Origin of the sequence: Paenibacillus xylanexedens (genome assembly GCF_017874615.1) — a bacterium.
GTDB lineage: Bacteria > Bacillota > Bacilli > Paenibacillales > Paenibacillaceae > Paenibacillus > Paenibacillus xylanexedens.
Genome location: NZ_JAGIKV010000008.1, coordinates 161,923 through 181,796 on the forward strand (window position 1 = coordinate 161,923; position 19,874 = coordinate 181,796).

General features: G+C 46.0%; 18 protein-coding genes. 4 read left to right on the forward strand and 14 right to left on the reverse strand.

Annotation, left to right across the window (positions count from 1 at the left end):
* Window positions 1–207: 207 nt before the first annotated feature.
* Genes J2Z28_RS12785 through J2Z28_RS31175 form a run of 3 tightly spaced genes read right to left on the reverse strand, consistent with a single transcriptional unit; the run spans window position 208 to window position 2,102 of the window.
* Window positions 208–1,134, reverse strand: coding sequence for an oxidoreductase (locus tag J2Z28_RS12785; protein ID WP_211082793.1), 927 nt, complete (start codon window positions 1,132–1,134; stop codon window positions 208–210).
* A 60-nt stretch (window positions 1,135–1,194) separates the two neighbouring features.
* Window positions 1,195–1,962, reverse strand: coding sequence for a helix-turn-helix transcriptional regulator (locus J2Z28_RS12790; protein ID WP_244988262.1), 768 nt, complete (start codon window positions 1,960–1,962; stop codon window positions 1,195–1,197).
* A complete protein-coding gene (locus J2Z28_RS31175) occupies window positions 1,941–2,102 on the reverse strand; it encodes an HTH domain-containing protein (RefSeq protein ID WP_244988263.1) in 162 nt (53 codons plus the stop codon). Before J2Z28_RS31175 ends, J2Z28_RS12790 begins: the two co-directional genes overlap by 22 nt.
* A gap of 69 nt (window positions 2,103–2,171) precedes the next feature.
* On the opposite strand from J2Z28_RS31175, the gene J2Z28_RS12795 reads away from it, so the two are divergent.
* Complete coding sequence (locus tag J2Z28_RS12795; RefSeq protein ID WP_211082794.1) at window positions 2,172–2,738, forward strand: dihydrofolate reductase family protein; 567 nt, start codon at window positions 2,172–2,174, stop codon at window positions 2,736–2,738.
* A 118-nt stretch (window positions 2,739–2,856) separates the two neighbouring features.
* Here the strand turns inward: J2Z28_RS12795 and J2Z28_RS12800 are convergent, their stop codons facing one another.
* Both J2Z28_RS12800 and J2Z28_RS12805 read right to left on the reverse strand, forming a co-directional pair.
* Window positions 2,857–3,981 carry an SGNH/GDSL hydrolase family protein gene (locus J2Z28_RS12800; protein WP_211082795.1) on the reverse strand — a complete coding sequence of 375 codons (1,125 nt, stop codon included), beginning with the start codon at window positions 3,979–3,981 and terminating at the stop codon, window positions 2,857–2,859.
* Window positions 3,982–4,045: 64 nt separating this feature from the next.
* Window positions 4,046–4,414, reverse strand: coding sequence for a DUF4180 domain-containing protein (locus J2Z28_RS12805; RefSeq protein WP_036671793.1), 369 nt, complete (start codon window positions 4,412–4,414; stop codon window positions 4,046–4,048).
* A gap of 212 nt (window positions 4,415–4,626) precedes the next feature.
* On the opposite strand from J2Z28_RS12805, the gene J2Z28_RS12810 reads away from it, so the two are divergent.
* Window positions 4,627–5,244, forward strand: coding sequence for an NUDIX hydrolase (locus tag J2Z28_RS12810; protein WP_036671794.1), 618 nt, complete (start codon window positions 4,627–4,629; stop codon window positions 5,242–5,244).
* A gap of 107 nt (window positions 5,245–5,351) precedes the next feature.
* Here the strand turns inward: J2Z28_RS12810 and J2Z28_RS12815 are convergent, their stop codons facing one another.
* The 4 genes from J2Z28_RS12815 to J2Z28_RS12830 form a co-directional block, all read right to left on the reverse strand.
* Entirely contained in the window at window positions 5,352–6,245 is an 894-nt protein-coding gene (locus tag J2Z28_RS12815; RefSeq protein ID WP_211082796.1) for a response regulator, read from the reverse strand.
* On the reverse strand, window positions 6,217–7,536 hold the full coding sequence (locus tag J2Z28_RS12820) for an ATP-binding protein (protein WP_211082797.1): 1,320 nt from the start codon (window positions 7,534–7,536) through the stop codon (window positions 6,217–6,219). The genes J2Z28_RS12815 and J2Z28_RS12820 overlap by 29 nt, the downstream gene beginning before the upstream one ends.
* A gap of 167 nt (window positions 7,537–7,703) precedes the next feature.
* A complete protein-coding gene (locus J2Z28_RS12825; protein WP_211082798.1) occupies window positions 7,704–10,841 on the reverse strand; it encodes a hybrid sensor histidine kinase/response regulator in 3,138 nt (1,045 codons plus the stop codon).
* A gap of 3 nt (window positions 10,842–10,844) precedes the next feature.
* Window positions 10,845–12,002 carry a response regulator gene (locus J2Z28_RS12830; RefSeq protein ID WP_211082799.1) on the reverse strand — a complete coding sequence of 386 codons (1,158 nt, stop codon included), beginning with the start codon at window positions 12,000–12,002 and terminating at the stop codon, window positions 10,845–10,847.
* A gap of 175 nt (window positions 12,003–12,177) precedes the next feature.
* On the opposite strand from J2Z28_RS12830, the gene J2Z28_RS12835 reads away from it, so the two are divergent.
* A complete protein-coding gene (locus J2Z28_RS12835) occupies window positions 12,178–12,675 on the forward strand; it encodes a DinB family protein (protein ID WP_211082800.1) in 498 nt (165 codons plus the stop codon).
* A gap of 138 nt (window positions 12,676–12,813) precedes the next feature.
* On the opposite strand, the gene J2Z28_RS12840 is transcribed toward J2Z28_RS12835, so the two are convergent.
* The 4 genes from J2Z28_RS12840 to J2Z28_RS12855 all read right to left on the reverse strand — a co-directional run bounded on the left by J2Z28_RS12840 (window position 12,814) and on the right by J2Z28_RS12855 (window position 16,587).
* Complete coding sequence (locus tag J2Z28_RS12840; protein ID WP_211082801.1) at window positions 12,814–13,764, reverse strand: SMI1/KNR4 family protein; 951 nt, start codon at window positions 13,762–13,764, stop codon at window positions 12,814–12,816.
* A 214-nt stretch (window positions 13,765–13,978) separates the two neighbouring features.
* The gene (locus tag J2Z28_RS12845; protein ID WP_211082802.1) at window positions 13,979–15,604 is read right to left on the reverse strand and encodes a rhamnogalacturonan lyase B N-terminal domain-containing protein; all 1,626 of its coding nucleotides are present in this window, start codon (window positions 15,602–15,604) and stop codon (window positions 13,979–13,981) included.
* A 309-nt stretch (window positions 15,605–15,913) separates the two neighbouring features.
* On the reverse strand, window positions 15,914–16,354 hold the full coding sequence (locus J2Z28_RS12850; RefSeq protein ID WP_211082803.1) for a hypothetical protein: 441 nt from the start codon (window positions 16,352–16,354) through the stop codon (window positions 15,914–15,916).
* Window positions 16,355–16,359: 5 nt separating this feature from the next.
* Window positions 16,360–16,587, reverse strand: a complete 228-nt coding sequence (locus J2Z28_RS12855) for a hypothetical protein (protein WP_211082804.1) — start codon at window positions 16,585–16,587, stop codon at window positions 16,360–16,362.
* Window positions 16,588–17,077: 490 nt separating this feature from the next.
* Here J2Z28_RS12855 and J2Z28_RS12860 point away from each other — a divergent pair, with 490 nt between their 5' ends.
* On the forward strand, window positions 17,078–17,389 hold the full coding sequence (locus J2Z28_RS12860) for a hypothetical protein (protein ID WP_074092835.1): 312 nt from the start codon (window positions 17,078–17,080) through the stop codon (window positions 17,387–17,389).
* A 174-nt stretch (window positions 17,390–17,563) separates the two neighbouring features.
* Here the strand turns inward: J2Z28_RS12860 and J2Z28_RS12865 are convergent, their stop codons facing one another.
* Entirely contained in the window at window positions 17,564–19,672 is a 2,109-nt protein-coding gene (locus J2Z28_RS12865; protein ID WP_211082805.1) for a TerD family protein, read from the reverse strand.
* Between the last annotated feature and the right edge of the window lie 202 nt (window positions 19,673–19,874).

The following is a 19,874-nucleotide window of genomic DNA, read 5'->3' on the forward strand; positions in this document are numbered from 1 at the left end:
TATGCACTACAATGATATGGCGGAAATGGATTTCAAGCTCTATACAAACAACCGCCGTTGTTCATCGCATGGACTCTGCATAGAGCGGATCGTGAAACTTCTTATGAATCGAATCATGGTAGCCCCCCATTCAGTTAATCTTATTCGTGCTGAAGAACTTTTAACTGTCTATACCATAATAAGGTTTACTTTCCTTCATGGCAAAATCTACACGTCGAATCTGTAATATACCCCTGTTAATTCTTCTGATACGCTCCATAGCTTGTTTGAGATGTTAGCATCATATAATTTTTCGATGATCTTAGCGCTCTTGGGATAGCCCTTAGTGCCGCCCATACCGCTGGGAGCAATATACTCCCCTCCCGTGATCGTCGGATCTGCTGCAGCATATAAGGTAGGTAATGCCCCCATATGTGCCGGTTGACTAATGATTTTCAAAAGACTGCGCATGAATATATTGGTCTGTTTCCCCGAACCGAAGGAAAATAGATTGGTATGCGAAATTCCTGGATGAGCGGCGATACTCATGGAATCAATATGGGCGGAATTAAATTTATTCTGCAGCTCTCTCGCAAACATCAGATTGGCTAGCTTGCTTTGACTGTAGAACTTCATGGGATTATATCCTTTGGAGCCATCTAAATTATTAAAATCAATCGCACCATTATGAGCTGCCATACTACTTACAGTGACAACTCTCGATTTCGGAGTAGAGATCAATCGAGGCAATAGTAGACCCGTAAGCGCAAAATGGCCTAGATGATTACTACCAAACTGTAATTCAAAGCCATCCTTCGTCAACTGGAATGGAGGGTTCATAATTCCTGCATTATTAACGAGAATGGACAAAGAATCGTATTGCTCAAGAAAAGCGGCTGCGAAATTACGGATACTAGCTAAATCGCTAAGGTCGAGCTGCATAACGATTACCTCTCCAGCTACATTCACAGACGATTTTATTTTATTAGCTGCCTCTTTACCTTTTTCCAGATTACGAACTGCAAGGATAACTTTTGCGCCTTTTTCAGCTAACGCTAATGCCGTTTCATACCCTAAACCACCGTTCGAACCTGTCACAATCACTACTTTATCGGATACAGTCGGGATGATGTCTTTAGTCCAAACTTCGCTCATTTGTCTACACACCTTTCTTATCTCTTCCTTGATACCCTAATATCCAGCGTTTGAAATCTTTTATCCCCCACCATACTGACTTAAACTCCGTTCCAGCATCCCTCTAACCTGCTGTTGCAGTTCGAGCGGAGACACCACCTTCACTTCCGGCCCATAGGAGAGTAACTTCCGCGCTGTAAAAGAGAACTCCTCGGGTGGAACAAGTCCGCGCCACTCATGGCCTTCAACCGACTTGAACAACACATCTGACGCAGCAATCCTTGCTCCAAATTCCGTGAAATGCAGCACCACTTCTACGCTTGCTCTATCTTCTTTGGTATCTAGCCATGCCTTCAGACTGGGAACAGATTCATCCACCGATTCCATAACAGCCAACTGCTGCATGCGATCCACCCGATACAACAATACGCGATCCTTATTCCGGGCTGGCATGTACCAATGTCCCTGCTCATAGTAAATACCATAAGGGAAGACCTGGACTTTTTTATGCCCATTGCGGGCATGATACATAAATTCGATTTCTCTCTTTTCTACCGCTGCACCCAATATCTCGGTTGTTAAAGGCTCGGCATGCTCACCGGGATGCTGGACAAAGGTGATATGCTCCCTCATTCGCATAATCAGATCCTGTACATCTTCGGGCAAAGTAGAGAAATACTGCTCAGCCAGATGTTCCCGCATTGATCCATATGGAAAATCCGGGACTTGCTGTAGATATCCCAGCATCATAAACAGCCCTAATGCCTCCTGCTGTGTCAGTTGAAGAGGTGGCAAAATCCGATTAGGCAACACCCGATATCCTCCGTTCACGCCAACTTCGGTGTACAAGGGAAAACCAGCGCCTGCAATGCATCCAGATCTCGCTGAATGGTACGAACCGAGACGTCGAACCGTTCTGCCAGTTCCCTAGCAGTGAACTTCTGTCTGGAATCCATCAGGCGCATGATGGCCAGTTTCCGATGATTCATGAATTCAACATCCTAACTACGTCAACTTTTGTCATAGTTAAAGTGTATCATACATTGTAGAAGGGAGCGATGAACATGTCTGATAACAAAACAATTTTGTACATTGCCATGAGTTTGGATGGATATATCGCAAGACTGGATGGTTCGGTAGATTGGTTATTTGATGTGGAGGGTGACGGAGGAGATAACGGATATACTGCCTTTTATGAAACGATCGGTAGCGTTGTTATGGGACGTTATACGTATGAAGAGGTGCTCACACTTTCCGAAGATTTCCCCTATGCGGATCGGCCAACATATGTGCTTTCTCGCTCGGAACAGCCGCCCGCTCCGAATGTACAGTTTACAACCGAGGAGGTAGATACACTCATTCCCCAGTTAAAACAAACTTCTGATGGAGACGTGTGGATTGTGGGTGGCGGCATATTGGTTCAAGCTGTGTTAGCCAAAAAATTACTGGATGAGATTGAAGTCGCCATCATTCCCAAAATTCTTGGTGAAGGCATCCCCTTATTCCCGACAGGCACTGTGCCCAGTCACTTCAAAATGGTCCGGACCCAGACGCTGGGACAGATCATTTCGATTCGTTATGAGGTACAGAACAGCGGCACAGTGAATACACCACCGAATGTCTAGATGAGTAGAAAAGGGAAAGACCATTCTTGTGATAAAGGGACACCATAAAGTTAGACACCATCTAACCACTGGGGTACCCGTTCATGAAAGAGTGGTCTTTCCATTACCATGTTTCAAGCTATCCTATCATTCCTCGTACATATTCCGCTAAAACCTCTGCCGTCCTACGGTGAGATAACTCGCCTGGATGGGTGCGCGCCCCTACCGTCTCTTCGGTTGTATCGGGAAGCTGGATAATCGTAACCTTACGATCTCCTGTCCCCTTTGTATACGAATCAACCGCACGGTAGATGGCAGACATCATAGGGAAACCAAGCATGCCATAAGCCCATACGAGATGTGCCGCCGGATTGTTTTTCCGAAGTTTGAACAGGAACTGTTCCACCGCTTTCTCAAAAGCAGCCAGATCCTCTTCATGATACGTACCATCTTCATTTAAACGCTGCTTGTACACCTTGCCCGTGTCGGGGTCTTTCCACTCAGGTGACTGGAACGCACCTCCATCATTGCTACCCAGGTTCACGACCACCACATCCGGCTGCCACGAACCAAAATCATGCTCATCTCCTGCACCTAACGCACCGTTACGTTCACCAGTAAGCAGGCCACAGACCTGTTCATAATAATCAGGAATGTTGCCCTTCGGATTGTTATCCCAGCTTGTCAGCACACCCCAGCCACTTTGTGAGATGACCCGATATTCTGCATTCAATGCCTCTGCTGTCATAAACGTATAATTATGTATGGCGCTGAACCACATCGGAATCCAATCTTCCTCCGCTTTAGCTCCAATCGCACCTTCGCCAGATGTAATACTGTCACCAATGAACTCGATCTTGTACGGTTTTTCCTGCACAGGCAGGAACGCTCCATCCGATTTCACCGCATGAATCTGCAAGGCACAACCCGGGTCACCACTCATCGCTTGAACATCTTTGACGATCCGTACATTCTTCACCACATCTGCGTTCATACCTCGGAATACACAGACCCAATACCTTCCCGCCGTTAACATCTGTCTGCTCACCGGAACACCGTTAATCAGAATGCTGATCCATGACTCATACATGTCATACTGCGACTCTACCTCAACCCATATTTCGGAGCCCTGTACATTGAGTTCAACTGCACTCCCCGTCCAAAATAACGTCAACGGCGATCGCTCTCCAGTTGTTCTGCCATGCACTTTAAGATTTCCGATCTCAGGCAGAGCATATACCTTTAAATTCTCATTAGATATCACGGTGCAAACCTCCTACGTTTGGCTCAGATTATAAGCAGGCTCTCTACATGCCTCGGATGTACGCTTAACTGATATTATGCAACTTTTGAAGCGCTTCATCTTTGTTTTTCAAAAAGAAAACATGCTTGCCATTGTTGCACTCATAGATGAAATCTCTCAAGCTCTTGCTGTTATGTCCTTCGAAATCTCCCACAATAGCAAGCTTAACATGATAGTTCACGTACTTCTGCAAAATCTCGCCTGCAAGCTTGGTTTTCAGTTCGAAGAACTCTTCCGTGATGTTCGATTTGTCGATAATGAGCTTATCGGCATCATCGCTATACCTTACCGAAGCCATCAAATCCAGTGCATCTTGAGCATTGTTGATGACGATACCATCACTTTCAATAATGGCGACCTTGGAATTGCCTTGCTGATCAATGGTTATGTTCATTTCACTTTCTCCTCTCCTGGACATCGTTTCTTTATAATATCTCGTAGTTTTATAATAAAAAGCAATAATCGTAGAGTGCGTTCAATCATTAGCGTGATTCCTTAACTTCGAGTTGTCCTTTCTTAGTAGTTATATACTGTAATTCATATGATATAATGGGGTTATTTCCTAACTAAACTAAATCTCGTGACTTGCGAAGAAAAGAGGATTCCATGGACACAAAGTGGCTAGAATGGGCAAAACAGATTCAAGCTATCTCACAAACAGGTTTAACCTATGCCAAGGATGTTTATGATATCGAGCGATACGAGGAATTGAGGCGCATTAGTATTGATATCTTAAGCAACTATACTTCTGTTAACAAAGAGAAAATATCACTTACATTTGCAAGTGATTCAGGTTACGCAACGCCTAAAGTCGATATTCGCGGTGTTGTTTTCAGGGAAAACAAAGTGCTCTTGGTTCGAGAGAAAATAGATGGGGCATGGGCATTACCAGGAGGATGGAGTGACATCGGCCTCTCACCATCAGAAGTAGCTGTGAAAGAAATTAAAGAAGAATCCGGTTTTGATGTTGTGCCGATGCGGTTGTTAGCAGTATTGGACAAAAAATTCCATGGACACCCACCTGAGCCTTATCACGTATATAAGATGTTTATCCGCTGTGACATTGTGGGAGGGCATGCGGAAACAGGTGTAGAAACCAGCGCAGTTGATTTTTTTGCTATCGACGCTTTACCTGAACTATCATTGGAAAGAAATACGTTGGAACAAATTAAAATCATGTTTGAATTTCTTGAACAACCAGATAAAGAAGTCATTATGGATTAAAATAATAACCCCTTCGACTTGCCCGTCTTTGGTGAAGTGACCTCGACACCGCCGATGGTCACCTTCCCGGGTTTTCATATCCTCCAACAGACAGAGGCAATGATGCCTCAACTATTCATCTTTTCAAGCGTCTCCATGTAGAACACATGCAGGAACTTTTTGATATTAACCTTGCCTTTGTCGCCTGCCTGATCTTCTTCCATGGCTCTCATCTTCATTCGAACATCCTGGAAGTCGAAGTACAGGGGAGCATAATGCTCAAACTTGTGGTTGCTATAATCGTTGAGTCCAATCGAGGCCATGTTTGTTAATGCGGCAATTACCGTTCTGCGAATGCGCTGTTCCATCGCCTTGCTCTCTTTCTCGACGTCTTTGGGCGTAGACTTGTACGTCTGGGCCACCGCTTCATAGGACTCCTTCAGTGGCGGCCACTCCGCGGCCTGCTTCTGGTCAATCGCATACTCCATGAGCGCAATGATGTCCTTGCTACCACTTTCTCCGATGATCCCCAGATCCATTAGAATGCTTCTTGCCGCATCTCGCACCGTACGACCTTGGGCAGGGGCCGGCGCTTCCACCAGATTCAATCGAGCCATCGACTGCTTGATCTCCAGCACGTATCGTTCATACTTCCACTGGTCATTCACTTTGCTGAGCACATGCTCCACTTCCACCCGATTAATCGGTTTATGAATAAAGAATTCAATGCCGTTTTGGTAGGCCGCTCCTACCATCTCTTTGTTCTCCACCTGAGAGATCATGATGAATTTCCCGGTATAACCCCCGTGCTTCAGCTTCGCCACCGTCTCAATTCCGTCCTGATCCGGCATCAGCAGATCAATCAGCACCACATCTGGACGCAGATCCATGATCATGCGTGCTCCTTCTATGCCGCCCTCAGCCATGCCCGCAAGCTCGCCGATACCACAGGATTCAATGATATCATGCAGCATGCTCCGACTTACCACATCATCATCCACGATCATGATAGAAAGTGTCATCGACATCGGCCCCCTTGATCAGATTTATTTTGGGAATAGCTATAACAAATGTTGTCCCTGTCTCTCCCGGAGGCGCCGACTCTACCTTAATTTGTCCCGCCAACGACTGAACGATATCACGTACATGGGACAAGCCAATGCCCGTCGCAGCAATGCCAACTTCATTGAACTTTGTTGTATAGCCCGGTTCAAAGATGACATCCCGTTTGGCTTCGGGTACGCCTTTTCCAGAATCCATCACGACGAAATGCACGTTTTCTTCCTGCTCATATATACGAATTCGAATCGTCCCATCATGCTCAATCGCCTCTATCGCATTGGCAATCAGGTTATTCATTACCGTGAGTAAAGGAATGTAATACGGAGACTCACAATCATACTGTTGCTCGATGTCGATCTTTACCTGCTTATGTAGCATTTCGCTATATTTTCGGTTTGCTTTGCTGGCAAAGCTCAGCACTTCGGATAAGCTCATATTGACCGCTTTTTCGTTATCATACAGCTTCAGCAGACCTGCCAGAATGCGTTGTGAATCCTTCTTCACTTCATGAATCTGCTGAGCAATGCCCAGCGTGCGCTGACTGTATTGATTCATGTCCTGCTCCCGGAGATCGCGATATAGATCATAGCTGTCTGCCGTAATGCCTTCAATCGTATTCATCGCTTTCTTCAGGTAAAAGACCTCGCCATACAGACCTGAGTTCACACTCAGCATCTGCTCCATCCGCTTCTCCTGCTCTGCATGTAAGAGCCGCATCTGCCTCACCGCAATGCTGTTATATAGCCCAATCACAAAGTAACTTCGCAGACCACCTACCACAAGCAGATACAACCATTCCTTCATATAAAAGATATTGGTCCCGCTTAACATTCCGCGAAAAAGCAGCTCAACAAGATTAGAGGAGAAATCGATACATGTGATTAACCCGCCGAGCAGAAGAGGCTGCATCTCATGGAATCGATGCTTGAACATGCTAAGCCCATAGGCAAAGACCACATAATATACACCTGCCCCCAGATTGTCCCGCATGCTTTCCAGTATGGACACGGTCTGTACATGATTGATGAGATCTGCCGACTGAAACAGCAAATTCGCGATGCCTGTCAGGATTCCTGTCTTCACATAAGACAAGTGTGGCATGATCATCAGCAGAAATAAAAGGATGCTAACCCCCAGCCCGATTCGGAAGTAATCTTCCCGGAACGGATTTATCTTGAATTGCGCCCCTACCGCAGTGGCAAAGGCAATGGCCGTCATCTGCACATTCTCATTTTTGACCCAATTGCGCATCGATCTTTTCACCCACTATAACAACGTTTAGCGCTCAATGCCGGAACCCGCGCTTCTAATGTTAAATATACTAACATATGAAAGAAGCATTAGAAATAATTAAAATTAGGGAATGAACACGCAAGTAAAACAAAAAGGCCGGAAGTTTCACTTCTGCGGCCTTTTCCTTATATCTCATCCGGAATATCAAATGACACCATCGTTCCCTCACCCGGCTCACTTACAATCGATAATCCCTGACCATAACGTTGCAGCAATCTGCGGTTCGTATTTGCAATGCCTATTCCGCCTTTTCCACCCAGTGTAGCACGCAGTAGCTCAGCAACCTTCTCGGGTTCCATGCCTTTGCCATTATCCTTCACCTCAATACGGGTATAACCCTCATGGCGAGTGATGGATAGGCATAACGTACCGCCTACATTGCGGCTTAATAGTCCGTGTCTGACGGCATTTTCAATCAAAGGCTGAATCGACAGCGGCGGGAGAAGCAACGGAAGATCCGGTTCGACGTTTAATACCACCGACAAGCGATCTTCAAATCGCGTTTTCTCAATAAAAAGATAGGCTTCAACGAGTTCCAGCTCATATGATAATTTCACCAGTTCCCCTGTGTTGAGATAGTTGAAGCTGATCCGTAAATAGGATGAAAAAGCATCGCCAAGCTTCCGCATATGCTCTGTATCAATATCACTTAAAACCATAAGTGAATTCAGCGTATTGAATAGGAAGTGAGGCTGAATCTGAGCCTGTAAATAAGCGGCCTCCATGCGCAGGCGCTCTTGGATAGACTGATTTAGCATGGTCAATGCACGTATCCGATATTTCAGTTCCACCGCATCTACAGGCTTTGTGACATAATCATTGGCCCCCGATGCAAACCCCGTGTAGATATCTGGCGGCTGACTTCGTGCCGTCAACAGCAGCACAGGAAGCTCAGACATCGAGAATTGTTCCCTCACCTTCTGGGTTAGCTCATATCCGGACATATTGGGCATCATCACATCTGTAATGAGCAGATCCCACTGACGTGTGCCGAGCAATTCCATCGCTTCCTGACCCGAACCTGCTGTAGTTATATCATATGGTTCCGTCGAAAGAATGCTGACCAACACATCCAGATTCACCGGATCATCATCCACAGCCAGAATGGTAGCTCTCCCCTCTTTTAACAACGGAGCCATCTCTGCTGTCGCCAAGGCTTCCGCGTCCCCCATACCTGGGCGGGGTAACAGGAATCCGCTAGGTGCATCTTCCATCATCTTGGTGGCCTGTTCCCATATCAGGGGAAGTTGTGACTGAGCCTGATCGGCGGCTTCATCCGCGAGTGGTAGATCAAAGCTGAATACCGAGCCCTTTCCGAGTTCCGAGCGAACCGTAAGTGCCCCGCCGTGCAGTTCTACGAGCTCTTTGCAGATGTTCAGTCCAAGCCCGATGCCTTGTCCATCACTGATTCCATACGACCCTTGTTCATACGGGAGGAAAATACGCATCCGTGTATCCTCATCCATGCCAATGCCCGTATCCGTCACATGAATCAGAGCATGTCCTTCACGAATTTCGGCACTTACGGATATCGTTCCTTCCTCTGTATGTTTAAGCGCGTTATGCAGTAGATTATACAAAATCTGAACAAGCCTTTCTTCATCAGCCATGACCTGAGGGAACGATTCCGGAATCTCCATATGAAGGCGAACCGGTTTTCGTTCTGCCATGAATTGCAGCATAGCGATAACGCCAGGCACAACCGACTGTATGGAAAGAGGCCCCTGACGTAACTCAATGCGGTGCTCCTTTAGCCGGACTACATCCAACAGATCACCAAGCAGATGGGACATCCTTCGACCGATTGTGATGAGCAGTTCCATATCCTCCAGGCTACGTTCATCCAACCTGCTCTTCTCTCGGGTGACCACGTTATGGGCGATGTTAATGATCCCGTGCAGTGGGGTCCGCAGTTCATGTGATGTATTCGCCAAGAACTGATCTTTAATTTTGTCGCCCTTTTGCAGTTCTGTATTCAGCTTCATATTCTCCCTGACATTCCTGAAATATTTCTTGAACCAATAGGCGGAGAAGCCGGTAATGGCAAAGATGATGTCAATGGGATAATAGACTGTTGTCACATCTCTGGCTGTCTCGGCCACACTCCATATCAGGTTGGACGTAATGCCTCCTGCAGTAAGCAGCAGAAAAACAATATCCCGGTCCGCCTGTTTCCTGAAGATCATCGTTCCGACGATACATAGAAACCAGATCATAGATACAAGAAAGAATAGGTTAATGACGTTGTAATGGATCATGGCATATGTAATATGAATGGGCACCGCCACAATTACGGCCGTATAGATCAAGGTCATGACCACATGCCATTGTAGCCATACCTTTCGTACATGAACCATCGTTAATCTCTGGAATAACAGAAGGATACAAGCATTTTGCAGCAACAATGAGATCAATCGAATCTTAATGCCCCAGGTATAATTAATAGGAAGCCATAACATCAATATATTATCATGACCCATCATAACCGCGATGCCAACAGATAAAGTTAATACGGCTCCAACCAGCAAGGAACGTTCCTGTCGATTAAATGCGTAAAGAATACAGGCATACATGCCGTGGAGGAGTAGAACCAGAAAGGTGAGCATCTGAAAACCAATGGAATACCAACGCGAAAAATCAACGGCTGCCTGTGAACCAAAGCGAACAGGTTTGCTAATTCCGCCCATATACGGGCTGTCGTAATTGGCTACACGGACCAATAGTTCAATGGAGGTTGTTCCTTCCTGATCATGGGTCGCTGTATATGAAGTACTTCGGGGTATATATGTACTACTATCCGCGGAGACCTCACCCATGCCCCCGTCCGCGTCTCCATTCAACTCGATCTCGGAGGAACTTCGAATCCCCTTGAACCAAAAGGTAACAGGCGTCTGAAGTGGATCTGTCAAAATACGCAAGCGATATGTTCCGTAACCGTACGAACCCTCTTGTTCCTGACTCTGTCCACTCTTCCAGTCCCCAGGGACCTGAACAGTCTTCGCACCGCCATTCCTCTTCGCAATATCTTGTTGGGTCAGCAACTCATCCGGGTATAGTTCCCATTCCCCATTCAAGTACATGACAGGGGACTGATCCAGATCCACATCTCTCAAATCAAGCACCCCGTTAACGACGCGATGCTCATCTACTGTGTGGAATAGCTCAGACCATACCGAGCGCATGCCAATTAACACTCCAAAAATGATTAGCATGATGATCAAATATTTGTAACGGTCCATACGTTTCGTTTGAAGTAATTTCATTAATTATTTTTTCATGACTTTGGTTAAACCGAGCTTCCAGTCCTGATACCATTCGGTAATGTCCTCACTGATCGGTATCTCCAAATCTTGCTCCATTCTGGTGGTTAAGAGACGATACTGCTCCTCCACACCGAGATCGTTGTGCATTTCATCATATAACTTCATTAGCATAAAATAACTTTCTTCTTCATCCGGAAGCATATGCTGGATACGTTGTGTACTCTCGACGACTTTCTCCGCCAGCCCATGCTGCTGGTAATACAGACATAGTTGTCTCATATGATACAGCAACAGATAGCGTAATCTTTCCCGCTCAGGTTCAGCCCACATGTATTCATAATTGCCAAGATAGGTACCCTTATATAGATGAAGCGCTTGCTCATAGGCATGAACGGTACTTGCGTCTACGACTTTCCATTGCCTGATTTCCCGTTCCCACTGCTCACTATCTAACTGAGCCTCACCCAATTCGAGTCGATAGCCTGCCTCCAGGTGTCCACTCTGAATCGTGATCATATCCATATTGCAAGTTTTCAGGGTTTGGCGGACATGATACATTGCAGTGTAGAGTTGGTGTGTCGTCTTCTCCTCTTCCATTCCCGGCCACAGAAGCTCCAGCAGAACACTGCGATGGATGACCTGGTTCCGGTGGTGAAGCAAGTATGCAAACAGCTCCTGCGCCTTGCTTGTGCGCCATTTGGCAACCTGAACATCCTTGCCTGGAAGCTTAAATTGAATCTGATTAAAACAGCAAATTAAAGGTACGTTTGTATCCTTTGACCGCTGCTCCCGTTTTACGCTCAGTTTCTCTCTTACGCGGCTCACCGTCTGCTTTAATCGATCCTTTTGGATGGGCTTCATCACATAATCCAAAGCCTGTAATTCGAAAGCATGCACCGCATATTGATCGTAACTGGTCACAAATATAATTTCGGTGCCCGGTGTTGCCGCCTGAATCTGTCTTCCCAGATCCATACCATCCATCTCCGGCATATGAATATCCAGAAATACAACATCAGGACGGTGCTCCACAATACCCGCCACAGCCTCTGTTGGATTCATATATGTAGCGATAATTTCAATGCCGCTTACTTCTTTTTCTAGTGATTTTTGAAGGCCTATCAACGCTAGACGTTCGTCGTCAACCAATATCACTTTCACAGGAGCTTCCTCCTCGACCCTGAGGTCTTGAGATTTATTTTCACTATTATATCATAGGCATTTTAAGTATTTAGCGTTCTTCGTTATCCATTTTTAATTTATAGCAATTTAATTGTATAATACTAAATAGAAGACAGGTTATCAGATCCGGTCTTGGAAGAGAGGAAGGTACCATATGTCAGATGTTAATCAAAGCTTTGGGCAAGCCCTTGTCAAATCATTAGTGGGGGAACGCGGTCATATCCGCATCGCCCGTGCTCTACCCGATATCGATGTCACACTTGCTGCTCGTACGCACGATGCCATGCCATATACGATCTATCAGTTGGTGAAGCACATGCATTATTGGCAGCAATTCATGCTCGACCACTTGGAAGGACGCAAGCCACAGCTCCCTGCTAACGTGAGTGAGAGCTGGCCTGAGGAGAAGGGTCCACAGGACGAAGCCACGTGGAAGGCAGATATTCAGGCATTCTTGGATGGGGTTGATCGAGCGGTAGCCATTGCCGAAACGGCACAATTGGATGATCCACTGCTCTATTTCCCTGGTGAAACTAAAGCAGGACTTCTGCGCAATATCGCCTCCCATAACTCGTACCATCTGGGTGAGATTGTTCTGCTGCGTCGCTTCTACGGCGCATGGCCACCTCCAGGTGGCGGGTTCCCGGCGTAAACCGGAAAGATTCCGATAGAACGAAAGCAAGCCGCAAGGGAATGCATATCCCTCGCGGCTTGTATTGTTTTTACCATACTCTACATTGTCTAGTCAGCACTAGTATAGAGGCGCTTCAACACAATGATATTATTCATACTAGACTTCTGGAGTCATCAGCCCTTGGATAAACGTCTCAAAGTTCGGTGCCAGCGGAATGATCTCTTTGGGATTCTCCCTCTTCACATAAACGACCTCTGGTTCTCCATCATTACCGAATGAACGATAATCGAGCATCACAACCCCCGACTCCGAAGGAGATACCGCGATGACCACACCAATCTCCGGATAACCTTCACGTTCAATCAGATTCCAGCTGCCTTGTACACCAGCTAGTGTGCGAGGCTTCTCACGGCCAATGCCCAGTATACCTTCAATTTCAACATAATCCGTAGCTCCCGTATCTGTGTTGGCTACAGGGAAATAACGATTGTACGGAATGCCACCGTTATGCACCTTCATCATCTCAATGTAGGAAGCCGGAAGCCGGAACACCAATTGCTCCTCCACAGATTCAATAAGACCATCACTTGGCGGATTGGACACATAGTGCTCCAGTGCATGCTCACTATCGTTCCAGAATTCGCCGGATTCCGGTCTGGGAACCGCTTCAAAGGTCGCTACAACGTCAACGGGTACACGGAATTCTCCAACAGCCTCTGGATCCGTTTCAACTTCATGTTCAGATTCGGACGGCTCCTCCATTTTGCTTCGAATCCATCCCAGAAACTCCAGCGTATCTTCATCTTCAGGGTCCAATTCATCCGCTCTTTCAAACGCCTGCAGCGCATGCGCATATTGCTCCAGATAATAATAAGCCAGTCCAATCCGATAATGCCAGAGTGGGTCACCTGTGCCCTCTTTAGCAACCGTCAGGAATTGTTCAACCGCTTCTTCATACTGTTCCAGGTTATTTAGCGCTCGTCCCAAATGGTTAACCAGCTCATAATCCCTTTCTTCCACGGGAATTGCTTGAATTGCATCTACAATTTCCTGAAATTCATCTTCTTCATGCCACTCTTGCAATTGAACCAACAGATCGTCTCTCATTCTCTTTTCCTCCCCGTTCATTCACTCATGATTACGTATTGAAAATTATACCACTATCCGGATCACCATCTCCAGCAAAGCAAGATCCTTAGGGATCTCATGAATCGATATCTTTTCATTTCCGATGACAAAGCTAAAAGAGGTAACCTGAACCCGGTTAAGAAAACCAGGCAGGCTACCTCCTATATTCCTTCCACTATATTGAATTCTTCATTCAATTCAGCAACTCAACACAATCGTAAACCCAACCTGCACTTAACCAGTTACCCAAGTCACTGGAACCGCTGATCGGCGTAATTGTGATGGTATTGGAACCATTCACGAAGTAGGATGCTGGAACATTCCAGCTAAAGGTTGTGTTGTTCCCACGATACGTACCAATGGTGAAGCTACGAGAATTGGGCTGTGAAGATGCAGCAGGATTGGTTAAAGCATGTCCATTAACCGTTACACTAGGTCTGCCATTATTGTAAGCTGCCGTAATACCGATGTTGAGCGTATGAGAAGATGCCGCTTGAGATGCATTCAAATTAAACGTTATTGTGGTTGGAGAATTCTGACCACGGAACTGGATTGCCGGGAATCGATTGGTCGCGCTACCGGTGGCATAGGTGACAGGTCCCCAACTTGGGTTGCGACTATCGGAAGGGTGACGGATCGGAATCGTCTGTCCATTCAGGAACTCCCGTGGTGTACCATCCCAGTTGCCGATTCGCCAGATGTTAGATGCTTTACTTGGGTCATTGTTGATCGTACGTGTATTCAGAGTCGTCGTTTGCCCTGCCGTGACATTAACCGTTTCCGTATATACGGCTAGTTCTCCCTTATAAGCTGTCATAGTGTACGTGCCCGGGATCATGCTGTATTTGGCGGCCGCCCCACTTGAAGACGTCCCAACCCAATACTGGGCATTGCTATTAGCGAACCCAATTGTGTAGGCATATCCTGTATCCATCCCGGAGAGACCATTAAGCACTACGTTCCCCCGACTGGATACCCAACCCTGCAGATTCAGACCAGACATCCAGCTGAAATCGGGTACACTTGGCGTACCTCCCGTTGTAAAGATCAAAGCATACGGCCCATGCAGACCCAGGCGCCAATTCTCCGTCTGTGCATGTCCCGAGTTCATATAATTATATACTTCCGTCTCGGTTCCACTTTGGAACTGAATGTCCCGGAAGAATGGACCACCAGAGCTTTTTTCCCGATTGCCATAGGCCATAAATACACCGACGCCATTCCCTGTAACTCCACGAACGGATAAATCTTTGGCCTGATCATTACCATAATATTTCGAGGCACTCTGACCATTTGCGAAACCAAATACATCCTGACTCTCGATTGCTCCTGTGTTACCCCGATTATTGGAATTCGCCGGAACACCCGTCAACACACTACCATTACCGCGGAAAATGTATCGCAGCTCCCCAATCGAAGGTTGAGCCGTGATATGTGTTGCCATGTATATGATGTTCTCGCCACCACGCGAAGCATAATAGTGAGTCAGTGTGCTTGTGGATACCGTGATTAACACGGTTGATCCTGAAGGTGAGGTATTCCACGTCACATTGGCGGAGGAACCCAAACCTGAACCGATATGTGATCCTCTGTTGCTGTTCAGCTCCGTGCCGTTCATTTTGGCTGAGATAATATCCCCATTGGTTTTGTTCACCACATAGACTAATCCTGAACCGGTATTTACTTCAATTCTGGAGCCGTTGTCTGTGACCTGGATGGTGGCTGCATGGCTTGTGGAGGCAGGGAAAACCAGGATCGTGGAAAACATGACGATGAGCAAAAGCATACCTATTCCCTTTTTAACGAAACGTTGAGTCACGCAAATACCCTCCTGATAGATCATATTAATGAAGCGCTTACATTTAAGTGTATAGCAGAGCTTCTAGGATGATCTTCTGTGTGTCTCCCATAGACGCGTTTCATATGAGGTCAGATATTACAGAACCACTACATGTTACTCGTTTGCATCTTTGCCACCTGTCCCCCCTCTTCCAAGTATTTTATGGGCTGATCGAATGAACTACTTACAATCACAACACTATAATACATTATATTCCATATTGACACAACGGCATTGACCGTCAGAAAAACATATCAACTCCCGCGGCTAGAAAGACAGGAACGGTACTCATGTTTCATACCCCGCCGCCTTGGCCACCGTCACATATGCCCAATCTTCTCCACGCCTGATCGGACTGCTTCCATCGTCTTGAAACCTGATGACCGCATCGTCATACTGCTGTTTCTGCATCTCGCTTAAACTCGCAATGTATCGCTGTCTCGCCTGTTCGAACTGCACTTCTGTGCCGTAGCGATAGTAAAAATACGGGCTGAGTATCCATTTGGGCATCTGTGCCTTTTCTTCTATGACACATGAAGGATCAGATACAAGCTGCTCGATCAATGGCATTTCGTGCTGTGTAATATAATCAGTAATCGATAGGATGCTGTCCTTAAATGCCTCTTTTCCGAATAATTCATACCATGTCAGCTCCGAATGCTGATAGTAGCTCTCCGGCAGACCTGTATGTGACTTTCGCTTGTTATGCGTAACTTTACAGTGCACCATAACTTCTATACTCGTTCCTGCTGCATTATATCTGTTCCCTGAAGATAGATGGATATCAACAATTCCTGCGTTTTCATCTCGAGTGCTTTGCGGGATTTGATAATCTTGAAGCCAGTGAGTGGCAACAAGTCTCGCAGTGATTTTAATGTATACTCTATCAACTCATAAGTTGATGAATGCTCGTTAAATGCATACTGGCTCAATATGGAATCCATCATTGTATTTTTGTTCATTGTAGATCACTCCTTTGAAAAAGAAAGCAACAACCTCATAGTCACGCCAAGGTTACTATAAAATGGAATTCGTAGTCAAATGAAGTCATGTTAACAGTGGAACGTCAGCATGTGGAACCCGAGGGCTGCAATCAATCACAATTCGATTTTCCACGTTTCATTAGCTTGTATGTCAGATGAAAATGAATCTCTCATTCGATATGTTCTTGTTTATCTTCTGACTATATTTCTTTTCATCCTCTGTCTTCTGAGTCAGCCAAAAAGGAGCTACCTTGCGGCTACTCCTTCTTCGCTAGTTTCTGTCGGGCATTTCTTAGAATCCAGATAAAACTTTGCATTTCTTTCTATAAATAATTAAACAGAAATTCCTTATTTCCTGTTAGTTCACACATTATTCATTGAATAAAAATTATATGTTAACACTTATATATTTATGGATAATAATGCTATATACTGGGTTTGTATTCCAAATAAAGAAAGGGAGATTAAGATGAAAAAGAAGATTATGATTGGTCTGTTAACTGCCGTTGCATGCATGACTATTGGTTCAACTTCTTTTGCAACTAGTGTCACTATACCAAACAACAACGCTGTGGAAAGTGTACATGCTGCTCCTTTCGCCACTAAATATGTTAAAATTCAACAAATTTTACCAAAGTCTCTATATCCTACTCTCGGGGATATCCCTACAACATTGAACTATGCTGAAAACGACATGTATGGTGTTTTGCAGTTGTTATCAATGGACCGTCAAACTGGCTACACTTGGACAGTTACCTATGGAGGATATATTTCTAATTAATTGTGAGTAAGCCGGAAAGAGAATACACCCAAGGAAATACTGAAAGGTGCATTCTCTTTCTTAATGAATTACAACAAATATTTGTTCCATATCTGTAATTAGGTCTAACTCTAGTCGTGTTTCCACTTATTCAGTTGTAATCACACCACTCTGTTCCAACTCGCCCCACACTGCTCAGGCAAGATACTCCGCCATAATCTGCTCGATATCATATGGCGTCACGCCTTCATCGACCGAATAGATTGTATCCGCCTGATCCATTGTATCCACCAGCTCTCCTCTAGCTTTGGCATGGAGCATGAACAAGTCATGCAGATCGGGTTTGCGTAAATTCGTTAGTGCTTTGCCCATCAGGACCATACCTTTTTGATTGCCTTCCACATTATTGTAGTAATCCGGATGGCTTGTCAGCGCCAGGTCTGTCCAGATGACGGTGCGTTCAACCAGATCCATAATGACAGGGATCGCAATCTGCGTATCCGCGGTAATATCGATTTTGTTCGCTACGGTGGACGGTTCGAAAATCTCGCCAGACCCCGGTTTCTTCCTCATCATCCAGCCCACAAAGCATTCGGGCAGATCACAATACGGATGACTGGTGAACGAAAGCAATGTCGCCACCACATATCGTCCACCATGGGCCACGATGGATGGAATATGCAGATCAATGAACTCACTTGCTCCGTTAGGTGCTGTCACGATATCTCCGCTATGGACAGCCTTATAGTTAGAGGATCGCAGATTCGTATAGGAAATATGCTCCACATAGTTCCAGTCCTTATCATACATCACCGCAGACAAGTCAATGTCCACACGCCCTGTAGACTTTCCATCCACGTCCCCCTCTTTCCACCAGTTGAAGAAACGAATGGTATCACCCTCTGCCATCGGCACACGGCTTCCACGAACGATAGTATGCAGAGCCTTGCTCACCGATCTCTGGGAAAAGGGTACCAGATAATCATGGAGCTGCGGATCAACATAGGTCTTCCCAAGCGGGGCAAGGGCAGCGAATCGCTCTACCAGTGCCTGTTCGCACAATTGCACGACATCCTGACACGTGGCTTCATCGATCTCTGGCAGCTCATTCGGAACAGCATAAGCTTTGGCTACATTGCCTTTCGGGAAAAAGATACGCAAATCCTGCGGTTCATTACGCCGAGCAAAATGCTGTCTTACCTGCAATAACACCGGGGTAGATACTTGCTCCAGTACCTCACCAAATGCCAGCAGTACATACGCTTCATCTTCGGTCATCCGCAGCAAGTGATCCAGTCTTCTCGCAAATTCACCTGCACGCTGTGACAACAGATCAATCAGACTCCATACATTCCGATATTGGAAGGCAAGCTCCACACTTCCGTTGAAGGTCGAATAAGGTTTATTATTACGCAAAATATCAAAGGCTTCTTCGCATCGCGGATACCGAAGCTTATATTCCGAAGGATGCAGAATTTCGCCAAGGCGAATCCAGCGATCTTTATAGCGGAGCATATCCTCCGTGATGGAGCCACATTGCTCCAATAATCCGAGCAAAAGGCGTCTCTCGCGGCGTTTGAATTTCCGGAAGGGAGAAGCCGCAGCGAGGCTAACATCACCATCGGACCAGGCAACAGCCAGACGCAGGACATCACTTGCCGTTTTGAAATACGGACCGATCCGGTCGATGTTCGCTTTTTCATGCTTCAACAGCGAGGCGACCACAAAGCCCACATTTTCTTTGAACGGAATCTCACCGGGTAATAGGGCATCCACTTCTTCCGGGTCTGCATACTCCAATACCGTATCGATATCTGCCTTGTCTGTTTCCGAGATGGAACCCTTGGCTTCAATGATCTGGCGGATAAGCGTCTGGAATGCTTGTTTGTTGCCCAAACCAATGACTTTCAAGTCCGTCTTCTCCAGCAAAGGCATTCGCTCCAGAGATTGTTGATCCGGACAGACCACAGTCAGGTTGGTCAGATAATGAATAATCGCATTGAGATATAACTCGGCCTCATCCGCTTGCATCACCTGCATTGGGAATCCTGCATACATCGGTTGATACTTCACATGCGCGCCGACCATGACTCTTAGATCAGCTACCAGTTGATGATATGTTGCTTCAAATTGTTCCTTGGACGGCTGCCGCATTGCTTGCATCAACTCGTCCGAGAAGGTGTATCCGAGTGCTTCAATATTTTTGAGGGCAGTCGCCAGATGTGTCTTCGGCAACTGTTGCTTCCCTTCGTTTGATTCGATAATGAGTTTGTTCGCTCTACGCAAATAGATCGTATTGTTCATGATAAAAGAGTCCAGGAAAGCCACATCCCTATTAACATTTGGTAGATGGCTTTAGAAGGAAGGAATGTGATAGCCTGGACGCCTCCTCTCTGAAATAAAATCTTCAGGAGAGCTGCGACCCTATGATCTCCAATGATTGTAGAAGGAAGGATCGCAATAGCCTGAAGGCCAGCGGTTCAAAGTTTGTCACCCGAACCTCTGG